Here is a 16,770-nt window from a genome sequence, read left to right as displayed (position 1 = left end):
CCCGAAACATGGTGTGTAATACTTACGGCGCTTCATTCGAGGCCGTGGCGAAAGACTGTCGATTGAATGCGATATGATCTGGTCGATCTGAAACTCTTCCGGGCAATAGCGGAAACATCCAGCCTATCCGCAGGGGCGAGCCAAATCTTTCTCTCGCCGGGTTCGGCCAGTTACCGTCTGAAGAATCTCGAGCGATTAGTCGGCACGCCACTCTTTACGCGAACGCCGAAGGGTATGGTGCTGACGCGCGCGGGCGAGAGTTTGCACAGGCACGTGGTGACGATTTTCACCGACTTGGAGCGGATGCATTCGGAGCTCAGCGGTTTCGCGACCGGCATGCGCGGCAACATCCGCCTCCATGCGAACAGCAGTTCGCTCAACGGTTTCCTGCCCGGTCACCTATCGACATTCCTTGTTGAAAACCGACAGTGCAATATCGACCTTGAGGAGCACAACAGCGACGACATCGTCATGTCCGTCAGCGACGGAACGGCCGATTTGGGTATCGTTGCGAGCGAGATCGAATCCGGATCTCTCCAGGTTTTTCCGTACGCGCAGGATCGTCTGGTGCTCGCGATGTCCAAGACGCATCCTCTGGCCTCGCGAGGCACGTTGCACCTGGAGGAAGCGCTCGACCACGATTTCGTGTGCATGCAGCGATCAAGCAGCAATTTCCACTTTCTCACCCAAGCTGCCGCTCGAATCGGGAAGCCGCTGAACGTCAGAATTCACGCGCACAATTTTGCAACGGTGCTTCAATTGGCTAAGGAGAACGTCGGGATAGCCCTCGTTCCGAACCGGGTCGTGGAGAACACTCTCCCAAGCGGAAGCTGCTCGATCGTTGCCATTTCAGATGAATGGGCAGATCGGAAGCTCAAGATCGTCTCGCACGACCTTTCCAAGATGTCGAACTTCGCTCGAGCGCTCATCGATCATCTGCTTTTCAGCAACGCGCATTGAGCACGGTCAGCTCGATTACAGATGCGTCGCCAAGCCTTGCGTAACCTTCAGGAGACCGGGAGCCCACTTCTCGACCAGTTCTTCGCTCGACATCGCGAAGGTGGTCGTAACGCAATTAACCGTCATGATGGTGCGCCCGTCGGCGGAAATAAGCGGAGCCGCAATGCCACGAATATTGCGACGCCAAGCGTTGTCCACGAGACAAAACCCCCGCTCCGCCACTGAATGGACAGCTTGATCGATGGCTTTTGCGACATTGGTCCAGTCGGTTGGCGAATGGGACTTGAGCCCGCTAATCAGCGACCGACGCGATGCCGGGTCGAGTGCCGCGATATAAGCCTGCCCCGTCGCCGTTCGGGCCATATCGACCGCCGAACCCACACTGAAGAAATACGGCATCTGATCGCCCGCGCACCGGTCGAGGTAGATCATGTTGGGCGCATCCGGCCAGGCCAGCGAGACTGTGCAGCCACTTGCCCATGCCAATCGCTGCAGATGCTCGTGGGCGATCGGCAGGATCTTCATGTTGTTTAGGAGCGAGAAGCCGAGGGTGAGCACGCGTGGCCGCAGGCGGTATTTCCCGCGCTCTGCGTCGTAGTTCAGGTAGCCCGCATCGACCAGCGCCCGAGTCAGACGTGACACGGTCGGCTTTGGCAAACCGGTCGCAGCAGCGATTTCAGCGTTGCCCAGCGCGTCCTTCTCGGGGCCGAAGGCCTGCAACACGTCGAGGCCGCGCAGCAATGCTCCACTCGGGTTGGCCGGGTCACTGCCCTTCTTGGTCGCCTCAGAGGTCGTCAAACGCCGTCCAGCCATCACATCGCCTCTATCGAAACCCGCGTCTTCATACAGGAGATTCCTGCGACACGCTGGGCCTTGACCCGGCTCGCTCATGCGTGCATCTAGTTTCATTATATGAAACATTTGGACCGCATAATGAAACAACAATCCGGTGGCGCACTCAAGGGCTTTAAGGTGATTGACCTTTCTCGCGTGCTCGCGGGCCCGTTTTGCACCCAGATTCTTGGTGACCACGGAGCGGAGATCGTCAAAGTCGAACCGCCCGTCGGCGATGAGACCCGGACATGGGGACCGTTCGGACCTAATGGCAGCGCCTATTACAGCGGCATCAATCGCAACAAACGTCACGCGGCGGTCGATTTCTCCAAACAGGAAGGACGTGACCTGCTTCTTCGCTTGCTCGAAGGCGCCGATGTCCTCATCCACAACTTCAAGGCCGGAACGCTCGAGCGCTGGGGGCTGGGCTACGAGGACATCCTCGCCAGCAAGTTTCCGCGTTTGATCTACTGCCAGATTACCGGCTTCGGCGAAGACGGGCCGCTCGGCGGACTGCCGGGCTACGACTCCGTCGTCCAGGCCATCGCCGGAAACATGAGCGTGAACGGCAGCCCGGATTCCGGCCCCCTGCGCGTGGGCATGTCCATCGTCGATATCGGCACGGGCATGAACGCGTTGGCGGCTATCCTGATGGCGGCCTTGGAGCGCGAGCGTTCCGGGCTCGGTCAGAAGCTCGATGTTTGCCTGTACGACTGCGCGCTCGCCTATCTGCATCCGCATGCGGCCGGCTATCTGCAGACGGGCGCGGCACCGGTCCGCAGCGGCAATCAGCACCCCAGCATAGCCCCTTATGAAGAGTTCGCCACGAAGACCGGCCCGATGTTTCTTGGCGCTGGCAACAACGGCCAGTTCGTCGCGGCCTGCAAAATGCTCGGTTGCTCCGAACTGAGCGCCGATCCGCGTTTCGCCACCAATGCGCTGCGGGTCCAAAATCGGGAAGCACTCCACGGACTCCTGCAGGTCGTTCTCCGGGAATTCGACGGAGAAGAACTCGCGTCGCAACTCCTGCGCAGCGGAATTCCGGCAAGCGCCATTAAGGACGTGCCGAGTGTCCTCGCCGCGCCCCACACCCATCATCGCAAGATGATCCTTGAGCAGGGTGAATACAAAGCACTGGGCATTCCAATCAAGATGTCCCGAACGCCCGGAAGTCTGCGCTCGACGCCGAAGACGCTCGGTGCCGATACCCGCGAGATCTGTCGCGAGGCAGGACTGAGCGACGTCGAGATCGACCGCATGGTCACTGAGCGCACCGTGCTGGAAGCCCCTCTTCCCATCACCAAGAGCTGATCCGGAAGCCCGTTCGCACCCGGCGGGGTTCTGCCCCTTCACAACACACAACACATCCTGGAGGACCCATGAAAATCAATCGTCGCACGTTTCTGGCTGGCGGCACGGCCGCTGCGCTCGCGCCGCGTTTCGCCGGCGCCAACACCTTCCCTGCATCACCTCTGAAGGTCGTTGTGCCGTTCGCTCCGGGCGGTCCTACCGATTTCATCATCCGCCTGCTGAATGACCCGCTGGCTACCAATCTTCGACAGACCGTCGTGATTGAGAACCGCGCTGGCGCCGCTGGAAATATTGGCGCAATGGCCGTCGCCCAGGGTCCGGCCGACGGCTACACCATGCTCCACAGCACGGTCGCCATGCTCGGCGTCAATCCGATCCTCTATCCGTCGAACAACTACAACCCGCTCAAGGATTTCCAGACCATTGCGACAACGGCGTCGTTGCCCAACGTTCTAATCGTCAACCCACAATATACAGATGTGAAATCCGTTGCCGAGCTCGTCGAGTACGCCAAGAAAAAGAAAGGCGGCCTCACCTACGCCACCTTCGGCTCCGGCTCCTCGCCGCATATTCTCGGCGCGCTCTTCCAGAAGCTCACAGGCATCGAAGCACTGCCGATTCCGTTCCGCGGGAGCGCTCCGGCGCTGACGGAAGTGGTTGGTGGGCGCGTCGATATCCTGTTCGACAGCATCACGACAAGCGCTGAACAGATCAAATCCGGCACTGTCCGGGGATTGGCTGTCACCTCGCCGGACCGGGTGCCGCAGTTGTCAGATATCCCAACCATGAAGGAAGTCGGCTTCTCGGGCTTCGACCTCAATTTCTGGTTCTCCGTGCAGGTGCCGACGGCAACGCCTGCTGCAACCGTCGAACGTCTCCAGGCCGCCTTCGAGCAGACCGTATCGCAACAGGCTTTCGCCGACGCTTTGACGCAGCGCGGAGCCGAACGTCTGATGATCCCGAAGGATCAATTGAAGGATTTCGTGGTCCGCGAAAGCGAGCGCTGGACCCGAGTGGCGCACGACATAGGCTTGAAACCGCTGTAAGCGACATCGCCGCAAGCAGCTGAAGACTGAAGGATAGATTTCAATGACTCAGCATATCGTCCGCTATGAGGTGATCGACAAAGTCGCGCATATCACGTTGGATCGTCCCCCAGTCAATGCGCTCAGCCTCGACCTGATCCGCGCCGTCGTCGCCGCCTTCAAGCGTGCGGCCGATGACGACGCGGCACGGGCGGTCATTTTGTCGAGCGCGATAGCTCGCCGCTTCTCGGCGGGCCTCGATCTCGACATCCTTCTCGGGAAGCCGGGCGAAGAGATCCGCAAGTTTCTGCAAGAGCTCTACATCAACCTCTATGACGCGCAGTATAACCTCGGCAAACCTTCGATCTCGACAGTTAACGGCGCCGCGCGCGGCGGCGGTATGACCATGGCGGTATCTTGCGACGTGATCCTGGCCGCAGAGAGCGCGACCTTCGGCTATCCAGAAATCGACGTCGGCGTTCTGCCAGCGATCCATTTCGCCCATCTACCACGCATCATCGGCCGACATCGTGCCTTCGAACTCCTGTTCACCGGCCGGGTCATGGATGCGCGTGAGGCCTGCGATCTCGGCATCGTCACGCGAGTCGTACCTGACACCGAGCTTGATGCCGCTGCGGCGAAGATGGCGACAACCTTTGCTGCCAAATCCGAGACGGTCGTTCGCATGGGCCGAGCGGCATTCATGCGCCAGATCGACCTCGACTATCGACGCAGTATTGCCAATGCCGTCGAGGATTTCGTCAATGTCGCCGTCACCGACGCGGCACAGGAAGGTCTTCGCGCTTTCGTTGAAAAGCGGGCGCCGAGCTGGAACGATTGATTTCCGGAAAGGGGGCGCAGCGAGCTCACGTCTAAGTCGTAGGCTTGCACCTCACGAGGTAACGCTGCGTCCCTTCCATCACAAGCTTGGACGATTGATTGTGGACGGTCGATTTGATGCCGATCACGCCAGTCGTCCGGTTGGGCAGAAGCTCCGCGATTTCAAGGGCTGGATAAAGGGTGTCACCGGTGTAAACCGGGAGAAGGAACCGTGACGACTGGTCGAGGAAGCCAATGAGGCTGTCCTCGACCATGAACGGGAAATTACCCGCGCCTGCAGCCGTTTGGATCAGCACCTGATAGCCGTGCGCCAGCATGTGAGGCATTCCCCGCCGACGGCAATATTCGATGTCGTAGTGGACCGGATGGTTGTCTCCGCTGGCACTTTGAAACGCCAAGAAGAGCGCATCCGTCATCGTGCGGCTCGGCAGGACGAAGCGCTCACCGAGCTTGAAGTCATCAAACCATCGGTTCTCGAAGCGCCTGTGCTGTGCGGGATCAAATAATCCGGTCATGGTGATTAATCACTCTTTTTGAGGAAAGACGCGCCCAGTGCTGCGCGACGCGCCTCGCGGGGTTTCCTGGCGACGCTCATCACCAGATCGAACGCTTTCAAACCCTGGCGCAATCGATCATCTGCCTCTATCGCCTCTTCCGACAGCCTACCGCGCAGTTCTGCAACGATGTCGAACGCAAGCGCTCGCGCTCCAATGCCGAAAGCCGCGGAAACGCGGTTCGCATCAAGCTGGTGCGTGGCTGCAATCGCAGCAGCGCGCATCACATCTACGAGACCTGCATGCCTCCCGACCTCAAGCAAGGTCTCTTCGTTTGGCTCTCTCCCGGACCCAACGCGTCGGACGAGCCACTCTGTCAACCCACAAAGCCCGCTGATAGCTACCGCGTCCTCCACGTCCCGGAAAGGCAAGGCCATTCGCGCATAGGCATCTGCCGGACCACCAATCCGACAGTCAGCTGGTACCCTGCAGTGCTCGAAAGTCAGATCCGCATGGCTTGAGGGAGCGAGCGCTTCCAGACCCGTCATTGGACGCAGATTCATGCCGAGAGTTTCGCGCGGGACTGCGAACAAACCGTAAGATTTGCGGCCATCAACCTCCTCGCAGATTGCGAGGGCGAGGATGAGGTCTGCACGGATGCCGTTAGTCACGAAGCTTTTGTGGCCATCCAATACGTAGTCGTTTCCATCCAACGTAGCCGTCGTAGTTAGGTGTTTCGGATGAGCGCCTACGTTCGGCTCGGAGATCGCTATGGCTGGCCAAATTTCCCCACGCGCGATGGCTGGCAGCCAACGATTCTTCTGATCTTCGTCTGCAAATCCATCGATGAAAAAACGACCGACCATTTGCCGGGCGGCGAAAGCAGAGCCGAGTCCGATAAGCCCGGAGGTACTCACGATCGATTCTTCGGCGACCGCAATCGCTTCGTAGCTATCGAGACCCTGAGGACCTTCCGGAAGTCCGAAACTCAGAAACTCGGTCGGAAGGTCATCGATTTTGATGGCGTTTGACAGGCCAGCCGCGAGGCGACGAATCGCCGCTTTTGACTCCGGGTCGATCATGCTCTCTCACTCACCTGGCGCACATCTGACAGCGAGTTCAGCATCTTTTGAGAGCCTCGCGCAACAGGTCGTCCTAAGGCCCGTCTGTCACGCGAAGGAGCGTTGGCGCATTCACCAACGCTCCCCGATTGACTCGTCTTGCAAAGTCACAGCGACATGAGCGTGGCGGCGGCGTCCATCGAAACCGGTTCGTCCCGCAGCAGTGCGTCAATCGCATCCTCTTCCCAGCGCTGGCTCTCGATGCTGGTCAAAGGATTGCGAAGGAGGCGGTGCTCAAGGGCGAAGCGCGCCAGAACCAGCCGCCGAGCATCGCCACCCTCGCCTCCTGCTCGGGCTCCCTCAGCCGCGAGCAGAACCATAGTGGTCGCATGATAGAGCAATCCGGCTGCAACGCGGCAAAAGCGCTCGTTTTCCGGCGAAGACGCGACTTCCTCGGCGAAGCTGAAGGCCGAGTCCAAGGCCTTCTCCATCCGCGTCCGGAACTGTCCAGGAATACCTGAGGCAGCCTTCAGACGTTCGTCGAGATCCTTCCGGAGATCGACATGAGCACGTTCCTTCTTGAGGGAACGCTGCAAAGCATCGAGCGCATTGATATTGCTGGTGCCATCCCAGAGGACGCCAAGATGCGCATCCCTGACGAGGCGGGCGTTCGGCCAATCTTCGATGTAACCATTTCCGCCACGCGCCTCCATTGCCCCGGTCGCGACCGTAATGTTGTCGCGGCAAGCGCGATACTTCGCGAGCGGCGTCATGATGCGCAGCAGCTTTTCGGCCTTCGGGTCGCCCTCCGCATGCGATACCATTCCCGCATACATCAGAGCCGAAAGCGCTTGTTCTGTCGGCACCATCAGCTTCATCAACTGACGGCGCATCAGCGGGTGGTCGATAACGGTCTTGCCGAAAGCATCACGGGTACGCGCCGCGACCAACGCTTCGTTCAGGCAGCGTCGCATCATTCCTGCGGCGCGTGCCAGATGCGATACCCGGCTCGAATTGACCATCTCGAGCATGTGCTTGAGGCCACGGGTCTGGTCGCCGAGCAGATAGGCGACCGCACCGTCGAGGACGACCTCTCCGCTCGCCATCGAATTGCTGCCCAGTTTGTCCTTGATGCGCGCAATCTTATAGGAATTGCGCGATCCGTCCGGCAGGCTCTTGGGCATGAAATACAGACCCAACCCCTTCCCGCCAGCCTGGGCGCCTTCCGGACGCGCCAGAAGCACGACTACGTCAGCGCTGACATTCGAGCAAAACCACTTCTCGCCATACAGACGCCAGTGATCGCCTTCGGGCACAGCCTTGAGTTCCGCCGCTCCCACATCGGAACCGCCCGCCTTCTCGGTGATGAACTGCGCGCTGCGCATCAGTTCCGACATGTCCTGCGACAGCATTGCCGGAAGATACTGATCCTTGAGTTCTTGCGAACCGTAACGACGCAGAAGCTCGGAGGAGCTTCCGGCCATGTTCACCGGGCAAAGGAGACCGAACTCCGCCTGAGAGAATAGGTATTGAAAGACATATTTCGCGAGCGGGGGCATCGCGGTCGGCCAACCGAGCACGCCCGGCCGATACGCCATCGCGTGAATGCCGAACTGCCCGTAGGCGATGTTCTCCATTTCCTTATAGGCCGGGTGATACTCGACCGTCTCGTCGTCGCGGCCGTATCGATCCCGCGATGCCAATTTCGGCTTATTGCGCTCAGCGACATCGGACAGCTCGGCAAGGCGGCCACCACACAGAGCTCCAAGTTCGGTTAGATGTGGCTTCAAGTGCGTCAACAGCGCGGCATCCATATACTGGGGAAGCACCGTCGCAATATTGCGATCCTCGGCGAAGAAGTTGCCGCCTTCGGTACTGTTGGCGAGCTTTTTCGAGCGCTCCGCCGTGGCGGTGCGGCTCGCAAGCTGACGATTGCTCGCCTCGGACGAGATTGTTCTATCCTGATAGTTCATGCTTCACCTCCAGGTGATAATCTTCACTGTTTGGGAATGCCGAGCTTTTCGATTAGCTCGCGCGAACGCGGGATTTCTGCGGCCATGAATTCCGCGAGATATTCGGTCTTCGTGGAGGGTGCGAGGATCATGCCCTGCGTGTCGATCGCCGACTTCACCGCTGGCTCATTGAGGGCCGCGACGAATGCTCGGTTGAGTGTGGCGACGATCTCCGGCGGCGTCCCCTTGGGCACGACGACGCCAAAGAAGACGCTGGAGTCAAAGCCCTTCAGCCCCTGCTCATCGAACGTCGGGACGTCCGGAAGCAGCGCGGTCCGCTCCATCGTGGTCACGCCTATAGGCCGGATCGTGCCCGCCTTGATCTGGGACGAAGCTACGAACGCATCCGTGATGATGAGCGGGATTTGGCCACCGATCACGTCGTTCATAGCAGGTGCTGCACCGCGATATGGCACGTGAAGAAGGTCAATCCCGGCGCGCGAGTTCAGCAGTTCGCCAGCGAGATGGGTCGATGCACCGACACCGGAACTGCCATAGCTCAGCTTCTTCCCCGACTTTGCATAGGCGATCAGCTCGGTCAGACTCTTGACAGGGACTTCCGGATTCACCGCTAGGACGTTCGGAATCTTGCCGATCATGATGACCGGATCGAAGCTCTTGGCCGGGTCATAGTTGATCTTGCCGAAAAGACTGACGTTGATTGCCAAGGGACCTGACGTCCCGAACAACAGCGTGTAGCCGTCGGCTGGCGAGTTCGCCACGAATTCGGCGCCGATATTTGCCCCAGCTCCGGCCTTGTTCTCGATGACCACTTGCTTCGACAGATGGATGCGCAGTCCCTCAGCGAGGTTGCGGGCCAGCGCATCGGTCGGGCCGCCTGCGGCGAACGGTACGATCAGCTTGACCGGACGGTCCGGATACTGAGCAAGCGCTGGCCATGCCGCGATGCCCGCGACGACAGCCAATGCGACGATGATCTTTCTAGTCATTCCTGCCTCCCCGGATGCCCGATCATTGATTTCCAAACCGGTTTCGCGAGAGCGTCTCCGGCCCAAACGTTGTCGTCTGGTGGTGTCGGACCATTGCGAAAATTGCCCGAACGTACTCATATCGTCCAATACAAGTTGATCGACGATCGATACCGTCCCTGTATGGATTGAAATGACGATGGACCTTCGCAAATTGCGCTATTTCGCTGTGCTCGCCGAGGAAAAACACTTCGGGCGCGCCGCAAAACGACTCTCGTTGTCCCAGCCTCCACTCAGTCTCGCGATCAAGCAGCTGGAGGCAGAGATCGGCGCCAAGCTCTTTGAGCGCGACAGCCGGAATGTGTCCCTGACGCCTGCCGGCGAAACCCTGAAGCAGGAAGCCATCTTCCTGCTCCGCCGCGCCGACGAAGCGCGTTCCCTGGTGAAAGCCGTGTCAGAGGGCAAAGGCGGGCGTCTTCGCGTCGGCTTCGTCGGATCAATGCTCTATCGCGGACTTCCTGACGTCATCGGCGCGTTCAAGACGGCATCGCCGACGACGGATATTCACCTACGAGAACTGAACTCCATCGAGCAGGTTGCCGCATTCGGGCGCGACGAGATCGACCTTGGATTTACATTCGGGCGCGGCATTCCGGAAGGTCTGGAAGGGTTCCGGTATCATTCGGAGCCTTTCGTTGCCTGTCTCCCGAGCGGACATCGCCTGGCGTCTGCCAAACGGATATCACTTGCCAAGCTCGAGCGCGACGAGTTCATTTTCTTTGCGCGGGATATCTCGCCGGACTACCATCAATCCATTGTTGCCGCCTGCCTCGCCGTCGGCTTCGCTCCGAAGATACGTCACGAAGTCCGCCATTGGATGAGCGTCGTCTCGTTTGTCGCTCACAGGATAGGCGTGTCTCTTGTTCCATCCACCCTGACAAAGTCGAACATCTCGAACGTCGTCTTCGTGCCCTTGAGCGATGCGAAGATGCGGTCGGAAACTTGGTGCGTCTGGAATCCCAAGGGTTCGGCCGGGCAATCCCTGCAAAACGCCATCAAGTCGGCCAGGGATCAATCCAAGGTCATGGCTGGTCGACAGACCCGGTCAACGTGGGATGGGCGGCAGGATCCATAAAAAAGAAGCGCTGCAAACCTGTGGCTTGCAGAGCAAGTGGAGGGAGATATCCCTTCAGGGACACGCATACGGAGGCCCGGTATGCGAGCGGATTCATTGTTCAGGAGACCTCCTTCCCTTGCGGCTCTTGATCGGACAATTTCCGATGCAGGTAGAGCATAACTACGGCCGTCACGGCCGACCCGGCACCGACCGTCAGGATCGTCACTTGCCATGCGAACGCTGAAGATGCACCGCCGCTCGATTGGAGAACGAAGCCGCAGAATGCGACCGCGATACACGCACCGCTATTGGAAGCGATGGATTGGAGCGCTAAAGCAGCTCCGCGTTCGGCTAGTGGTACCCGCACAAGCAGACCAGCCGTCAGTGCGCCAGCATCGGCGAAGATCGTGCAGACATAAACGACGGTGATCAGGAAGACGACTATGAAGTTCGCGCCGACAACCGCTGCAAGGATGATGCTCACGATGGCGGACGAAGCGGCCGCGCACGAAATGATTGCATAGCGCGCTTGGGATTCGGAGCGCCTTGCGACGAAGGCGCTCAACGGCATGGCGAGAAGTCCGACAAAAGCCGTCGCGATCGCGAAATTGATGCCTTTGAAAGCACCGTTTCCGGGAAGCATGCTCGTATAAACCAGCAGCGCTATCCACCATGTCCGGAACGCCATGCCTTCCCAGCTGTTGCCAGCAACCGCCACCAGCATCGCTGTGACACCGTTGCGGCGAAGGACAGCCGAAAATCGGCTGAGTACGCCTTCCGTCGCCCGCGTCACCGATGGCGACGGCATCCTGACATACACTAGGAAGAGCGAAAGCGCCGCACACGACGCAGCGCCGGTAAACGCCGCCGGCCACCCAGATACGACGTCCAAAGCTCCGGACAAACCGAATGACGCGGACAATCCAAGGGTAAGGCACGAGACATAGACGCCTGCCGCGCCCTGTTGTCGCTCCCGCGGCAGTGTTTCGATCAATAGCCGCAGTCCTGGCATGTAGGTTCCGGCCATAGCCAGGCCCGTGAGACCCCGACTGGCGAGAAGCGACGTAAAACTTCCGTCAATTAGCGGAAATAGCAGGCCGCCTGCCACACCTAAGACGGCTCCGATGAAGTAAAGCCGACGCGGATTGTGCGTGTCGGTAAGTGCGGCGAACACGGGCGATCCCAGTGCATATGTCAGGAAGAACAATCCGCCCGCAATTCCGGCTTGGCCTTCGGAGATCCCCACGCCATCGCGCACCTGCGGGAGAACGGCAGCGTAGTTTGCGAACCCGATCGTGTTCAACACGAGCGCAACGCACATCGTAAACAGCGGCGACATCAATTTGCCTGAAAACGAATTGGCGACAACGAATAAGGAGACGGGAGCAACGCTCAGGTCGATTTCTCCGCCGCTAACCGGAGCTGAACCCGGCTTCAACGATGAGGTTTCTAATGATCGTCTCGAGGCTTTCTGGCTTGGCGAGCATCATGAAGTGCCCGGCCCCCTCAACTTCGTAATAGCGTGCAGTTGGGATACGTGAGCACATCGCGCTCGCAACCTCAGCAGACAGCACGCGACTGTTACCGCCACGAACGATATGCAGCGGCATAGTCAGGGTCGCGAGATCATTCCAGACGTCCTCGGGCTCCCAGGCGCCGTAGGTCATCGGGTCGAGCTTCTGGCGAATGCCTCCCTCGACCGGCTCAGAGAATGCCGACAGGTACGCGGATAGCACCTCCTTCGGGATCGACGGATCGGCAGCGCTCATGGCAGACGTCAGTTTGTCGAGCGAGGTCCAGACACGGTCAACGCTACTAGCCCGCTCCCTGAAATATGCGACCTGATGTTCCGGAACGCGTGGCGCGATGTCGATATAGACGCATGCCTTGGGCTTCGGCTCGAGTCTCGCGGCGAAGTAGGCGGACGCGAGTGCACCGTTAGAATGGCCAACGAGGATGAAATCCCGCGCGGCCAACTGCTGAACGGCATGCGCGATATCGTAGGCGTACCCCGCAGTGGAATAATTCGGTGGGCGGACCCATTCGCTATCCCCATGTCCGCGAAGATCGATCGCCAACAGCTCGTGATCGCCCATTTGGTCCATAAGCGGCTTCCAGAGCGCGCGTGAGCTGGAATTGCCGTGGACGAAAACGATTGCCGGAGCGCTTCCGGATCGATGATCCGACGCGATAGTGTTCATATTCTTCGCAGCTTTCGAACAGACATCAGGCATCAAAGGTGATCTCGACTTCGGCTTCGTCGCCGAACCGGGCTCGGGCATGCTGCCCGGCGCGCACGAGAAGCATGCCAGTCATCGAGCCGGTGCTGATGGTCTCGCCAGCCTTGAGGCCATCGCCGCGACGCCGACGTTCCTCAAGCAGCCAAAGCATGGGCGCGAGCGGATCGCCCATGACGTCGGATCCAAGCCCGCGCCGCTTGACGACACCGTCGATTTCGAGAGTCACGGCGATGTTTCCCAATCCTTCACACCAGTTCTTGATGGGCGTCCCGGCTACGTAACGTCCGGAGGCGCTGCCATCCGCCAGGATGGCTGGCAATGCTGGGAGCGCCTTCATTGGGTAGCGACACTCGGCCACCTCTATGCCCGCGTGAACGTTTGCTATTGCGTCCACCACCTCGGGCATCGTCCACGGCGCGTCGCGGGCGGACAGATCCTTGGCCAGGGTCACGAAGAATTCGCATTCTACGATCGGGTCGAGAAGCTCCGAATGCCTGAGTCGCGCAGGCGAAGAGCATGCGAACCGCCGGTAGGTGCGCCCATAAATCGGATGATCGATTTTCATCTTCGTCTGGACATCGGCTGTGGTGCCCGCAATTTTCCAGCCAAGGGGCTCCCAGCCAAGGCGTCGCGCTACGTCTTCGTTGACCGTGTAAGCAGCCGCGATGGTGTCCGGAACCAGGTCTTCCGGAAGAGGACCAATCTGGCGGACATCGCGGCGGGCGTCGGCAAGCAATACGGCAAGCTGCTCGTATTGCTTGTGATTTGAAGCGGCGTTTGTCGTTGGCATGGATAAGGGATCACTTGCCATGAACTCAATCGCAAACGATTTTATCGCCGCCCACCTTGAGTTAAATTCAACGCTCGATCGCACGCAGCCACCCCCATTCGTGGCCTTTCACGTTTTTGAGAGGCGTATTACCGCCCCTCAAATACAGCAGGCCGCCGTTCTATGAAGGACTGGATACCTTCACGGGCGTCAGCACTCTTCAGCACCCGGTCCCGGATGGCGGGGATATAGGCGATGGCCGCGGCCTCGCCCTGTTCGGTATATTTCAGCGCGGCTTCCTTGGTGACCTGAATGCCGATCGGCGCATTGCAGGCGATGATGGCGGCGAGCGCCATGGCCCGGTCGATCTGTTGACCCGCCGGCACGACCTCCTGGACGAGGCCGATCTCACGGGCACGGTCGGCGCCGAATTCGTCGCAGAGCATCAGATGATACATCGCATTGCCCCAGCCGGCACGCGACAGGAAGCGAAAATGCGCACCGCCCAGCGGCGCGATACCACGCTTGGCCTCCATCTGGCAGAACCGGCTGTCGTCGGCCGCCACCACGATATCGCCCGACAGCATCAGCTCGATGCCGATCGTGTAGACGATGCCCTGCGTAGCCGTAACGATTGGTTTCCGACAGCGCTTGCTGAGGCCGAAGACATCGACATTCCCCTCTTTCACATTGCGCTTCTCGGCGTTCGAGCCAAAGAATTTCGGCATATCGAGCCCTGCCGTAAAATCATTGCCCTCTGCGCAGATTACGCCGACCCAATAGGCTTCGTTGTTGTGAAGCTCCGTCAGGGCATCGGAGAGCTGCTCCATCATCTGCGGTGTGAAGGAGTTCTTCTTGGACGGATTGTCGATCGTGATCTTGAAAACGCGACCATCAACCTCGGTACGGATTTGACCCTCGGTGCTCATGAACTCTGCTCCCTCTAGCGGTCGTATTTGACGGCAAGTGCGGTGCGAATGGCCGCTGCACGTTCGGGCGGGAAAACGCTGGCGCCTTGGTCGAGAATATTGAGGAATGACAGGACCCCGCCTCGCGAGCCCCAGCATCCTTCTTCAATGACGCGGAAATTGACCCACCAGGTGGGCGACGGCGCGTCCATCTCGCAAGCATCGGCCAGCGCTGCAAAGAGGTTGCGGATGACAGAGGAGCGATCTTCCCGCGTCCAGCAGCAGTCCATCACGGCCACGTCGAGCAACATTACATCGCTCGGCTTGTCGCACAGCAACTCCCCGCCATGGGCGATCATGTCCAGTTCGCGTTCGACGAAATGGACCTGATATCCGCGGCGGGCCTCCGGAGCCGGACGACCTACCTCGGGTATCAATACCGCGTCGGTCAGCGTCGTGGCCAACTTCCGCCGCTGTTCGACACTTAGGCGCCCGCGGGGCGTCATCACCTGAATGAAAGTCATGCCCAGTCTTCCTCCGTCCGATCTATTTTATGTCACGTGTCATAATCCCGGCCGCGCTGGTTATGTCAAGTGTCATATGCTATGTCCACGACCGTGATTGAGGGAGACCGATGACAACCAACACACGCGTCAGAATGGTTGCAGGTGCCGCCGACCTGATGAGCCGCAGAGGCATTAACGCGACCACTATGCGTGAAGTCGTGCGCCACACGGGAACACCCCGTGGCTCGATCGGCTATTACTTCCCGGACGGCAAACAACAGCTCCTCGAAGAGGCCATTGAATTTGCCGGAGCGCAGGTTTCCGGACCGTTACAACATCTGGTCGCTAAGAACGGCGCGGTCGGTGGGTTGCGGGCCTTCGTCGATCTATGGCGCCAGACGCTGGAGAAATCGGATTTCACCGCGGGCTGCCCGATCCTCGCGGTTGCTGTCGAGCCGCTCGTGAACGAAGAGAAGGAAACGAATTCCGCGCGAAATGACATCGCCGAGCGACATCTGCTCGACCTCGCTCACGGTGTTCTCGCAGACTGGCAACGGATACTTTCTGTCGCATTGAGAGCGGAGGGTGTCTCACCGGCGAAGGCCCGGCGACTCGCGACGCTGGTCATCGCATCGGTCGAAGGAACAGTTGCTATGTGCCGCGCGGCACGCAACGCGAAACCGCTCGACGACGTGTTCATCGAACTCGAACTGCTGCTCAAGAATGCAACCACCTCCGGCTGACTTGCCGTCGCAGTCAGCCATCAATCATTACTGCTCTGGATTTGATTCATGGTTTCTCGGCGACTCCCCCCACTCCATGCTGTCCGGGCGTTTGAGGCAGCAGCCCGATACCAGTCCTTCACACGCGCGGCCGAAGAGCTGAACGTCACTGTCGGTGCGATCAGCAGACATGTCCGCGCCCTCGAAACGCGCATCGGCACGTCGCTATTCCTGCGCGGCTCCCGCGGCCTCACACTGACCTCTGCCGGGAAGGCTTTTGCCGCTTCAGCCACAGAAGCCCTGGACTGCCTTGCCGAAGCGACCGAAGGACTGCGACTGAGACGGTTCCGGCGTTTGACGATCGGCGTCTATGGCTTCTTCGTCTCGCGATACCTGCTTCCCATCTGGCCTAGCCTCAAGGCAGCTCATCCGGACCTGGAAGTCGATCTGCACACCAGCGCCAATCCGGTCGATTTGCTGACGAGCCGCTACGATGCAGTGATCTCGGTCTCGGATTCACACCCCCGCGCAGGAATGGTCACCCGATCGTTGGTGCCGATTTCCACCGTGCCCGTGTGCAGACCAGAACTCCTGAGCCAGGGCGAGCTGGATTTCTCCAGCACCCCCCTCCTCCATGTTAGGCCTCGCCCCGACGACTGGCGACGCTGGCTGGACCATGCAAAGCTGACGAGCATCCCCGTGCAAGGCGGAAGCAGCTTCGAGACCCTGAGCCTCGCCATCGAGGCCGCGGAGGCAGGCCTTGGTGTGACGATCGCGATCGACGGCCTTCTCGCCACCGACCTCGCGCGCGGCAATCTCGTCCGCGCCCATTCGATTGTTCGCCCGACGAGGCGACATTTCGTTCTCGAATATGAGCAGCGCATTTCGGACGATCCTGCGGTCGCTGCATTCGCTGACTGGCTGGGCGCAGCAGTCGATCAGCAGAGCTTGGGGGAGCGGCAACCGTCGGTGGGACAGTATACAGCTTGAGTTTCACTCAAGGCACACGGCTAAAACCTCGTTTGTCAGCCCGAACCGGCTC

The 16,770-nt window shown here is 59.7% G+C and carries 17 protein-coding genes; 7 read left to right on the top strand and 10 right to left on the bottom strand.

Translation table 11 applies throughout. The features are described 5' to 3' along the window. The first annotated feature begins 66 nt into the window (after nt 1-66). Nucleotides 67-960, top strand: a complete 894-nt coding sequence (locus tag AB7951_RS12030; RefSeq protein ID WP_439066526.1) for a LysR family transcriptional regulator — start codon at nt 67-69, stop codon at nt 958-960. A 15-nt stretch (nt 961-975) separates the two neighbouring features. Here the strand turns inward: AB7951_RS12030 and AB7951_RS12025 are convergent, their stop codons facing one another. After that, a complete protein-coding gene (locus AB7951_RS12025) occupies nt 976-1,851 on the bottom strand; it encodes a helix-turn-helix domain-containing protein (RefSeq protein ID WP_441255795.1) in 876 nt (291 codons plus the stop codon). Nucleotides 1,852-1,893: 42 nt separating this feature from the next. On the opposite strand from AB7951_RS12025, the gene AB7951_RS12020 reads away from it, so the two are divergent. The 3 genes from AB7951_RS12020 (at nt 1,894) to AB7951_RS12010 (ending at nt 4,971) form a co-directional block, all read left to right on the top strand. Next, on the top strand, nt 1,894-3,105 hold the full coding sequence (locus AB7951_RS12020; protein WP_439089713.1) for a CaiB/BaiF CoA transferase family protein: 1,212 nt from the start codon (nt 1,894-1,896) through the stop codon (nt 3,103-3,105). Nucleotides 3,106-3,173: 68 nt separating this feature from the next. Continuing rightward, nucleotides 3,174-4,151, top strand: a complete 978-nt coding sequence (locus AB7951_RS12015; protein ID WP_439066529.1) for a Bug family tripartite tricarboxylate transporter substrate binding protein — start codon at nt 3,174-3,176, stop codon at nt 4,149-4,151. Between the two features lie 43 nt (nt 4,152-4,194). Continuing rightward, nucleotides 4,195-4,971, top strand: a complete 777-nt coding sequence (locus tag AB7951_RS12010) for an enoyl-CoA hydratase/isomerase family protein (protein ID WP_439066530.1) — start codon at nt 4,195-4,197, stop codon at nt 4,969-4,971. Between the two features lie 31 nt (nt 4,972-5,002). Here AB7951_RS12010 and AB7951_RS12005 read toward each other — a convergent pair whose 3' ends face one another. From AB7951_RS12005 to AB7951_RS11990, 4 genes are all read right to left on the bottom strand, one after another. Next, nucleotides 5,003-5,485, bottom strand: a complete 483-nt coding sequence (locus AB7951_RS12005) for a MaoC family dehydratase (protein ID WP_439066531.1) — start codon at nt 5,483-5,485, stop codon at nt 5,003-5,005. 5 nt (nt 5,486-5,490) lie between these two features. Beyond that, entirely contained in the window at nt 5,491-6,546 is a 1,056-nt protein-coding gene (locus AB7951_RS12000) for an acyl-CoA dehydrogenase family protein (protein ID WP_441255794.1), read from the bottom strand. A gap of 146 nt (nt 6,547-6,692) precedes the next feature. Further along, nucleotides 6,693-8,477 (bottom strand): acyl-CoA dehydrogenase family protein, encoded by a 1,785-nt coding sequence (locus AB7951_RS11995; protein WP_439067385.1) that lies wholly within the window; start codon nt 8,475-8,477, stop codon nt 6,693-6,695. 44 nt (nt 8,478-8,521) lie between these two features. Then, the gene (locus tag AB7951_RS11990; protein WP_439066534.1) at nt 8,522-9,487 is read right to left on the bottom strand and encodes a Bug family tripartite tricarboxylate transporter substrate binding protein; all 966 of its coding nucleotides are present in this window, start codon (nt 9,485-9,487) and stop codon (nt 8,522-8,524) included. A gap of 178 nt (nt 9,488-9,665) precedes the next feature. Between AB7951_RS11990 and AB7951_RS11985 the strand changes: the two genes are divergently transcribed. After that, the gene (locus AB7951_RS11985) at nt 9,666-10,601 is read left to right on the top strand and encodes a LysR substrate-binding domain-containing protein (RefSeq protein WP_439066535.1); all 936 of its coding nucleotides are present in this window, start codon (nt 9,666-9,668) and stop codon (nt 10,599-10,601) included. A 100-nt stretch (nt 10,602-10,701) separates the two neighbouring features. On the opposite strand, the gene AB7951_RS11980 is transcribed toward AB7951_RS11985, so the two are convergent. From AB7951_RS11980 to AB7951_RS11960, 5 genes are all read right to left on the bottom strand, one after another. Next, a complete protein-coding gene (locus AB7951_RS11980) occupies nt 10,702-12,021 on the bottom strand; it encodes an MFS transporter (protein ID WP_439066536.1) in 1,320 nt (439 codons plus the stop codon). Beyond that, a complete protein-coding gene (locus AB7951_RS11975; RefSeq protein WP_441255793.1) occupies nt 11,996-12,817 on the bottom strand; it encodes an alpha/beta fold hydrolase in 822 nt (273 codons plus the stop codon). Before AB7951_RS11975 ends, AB7951_RS11980 begins: the two co-directional genes overlap by 26 nt. Continuing rightward, nucleotides 12,810-13,634 (bottom strand): 2-keto-4-pentenoate hydratase, encoded by an 825-nt coding sequence (locus tag AB7951_RS11970; protein ID WP_439066538.1) that lies wholly within the window; start codon nt 13,632-13,634, stop codon nt 12,810-12,812. Before AB7951_RS11970 ends, AB7951_RS11975 begins: the two co-directional genes overlap by 8 nt. 107 nt (nt 13,635-13,741) lie before the next feature. Continuing rightward, nucleotides 13,742-14,521, bottom strand: coding sequence for a crotonase/enoyl-CoA hydratase family protein (locus AB7951_RS11965; RefSeq protein WP_439066539.1), 780 nt, complete (start codon nt 14,519-14,521; stop codon nt 13,742-13,744). 14 nt (nt 14,522-14,535) lie between these two features. Continuing rightward, a complete protein-coding gene (locus AB7951_RS11960) occupies nt 14,536-15,024 on the bottom strand; it encodes a tautomerase family protein (RefSeq protein ID WP_441255792.1) in 489 nt (162 codons plus the stop codon). Between the two features lie 110 nt (nt 15,025-15,134). On the opposite strand from AB7951_RS11960, the gene AB7951_RS11955 reads away from it, so the two are divergent. After that, nucleotides 15,135-15,749, top strand: coding sequence for a TetR/AcrR family transcriptional regulator (locus tag AB7951_RS11955; RefSeq protein WP_439066541.1), 615 nt, complete (start codon nt 15,135-15,137; stop codon nt 15,747-15,749). A 48-nt stretch (nt 15,750-15,797) separates the two neighbouring features. Beyond that, entirely contained in the window at nt 15,798-16,718 is a 921-nt protein-coding gene (locus AB7951_RS11950) for a LysR substrate-binding domain-containing protein (RefSeq protein ID WP_439066542.1), read from the top strand. Nucleotides 16,719-16,770: the final 52 nt, after the last annotated feature.

This window comes from Tardiphaga sp. 285_C5_N1_2 (genome assembly GCF_052076065.1).
GTDB lineage: Bacteria > Pseudomonadota > Alphaproteobacteria > Rhizobiales > Xanthobacteraceae > Tardiphaga > Tardiphaga robiniae.
This window is presented reverse-complemented; position numbering and strand designations above follow the sequence as displayed.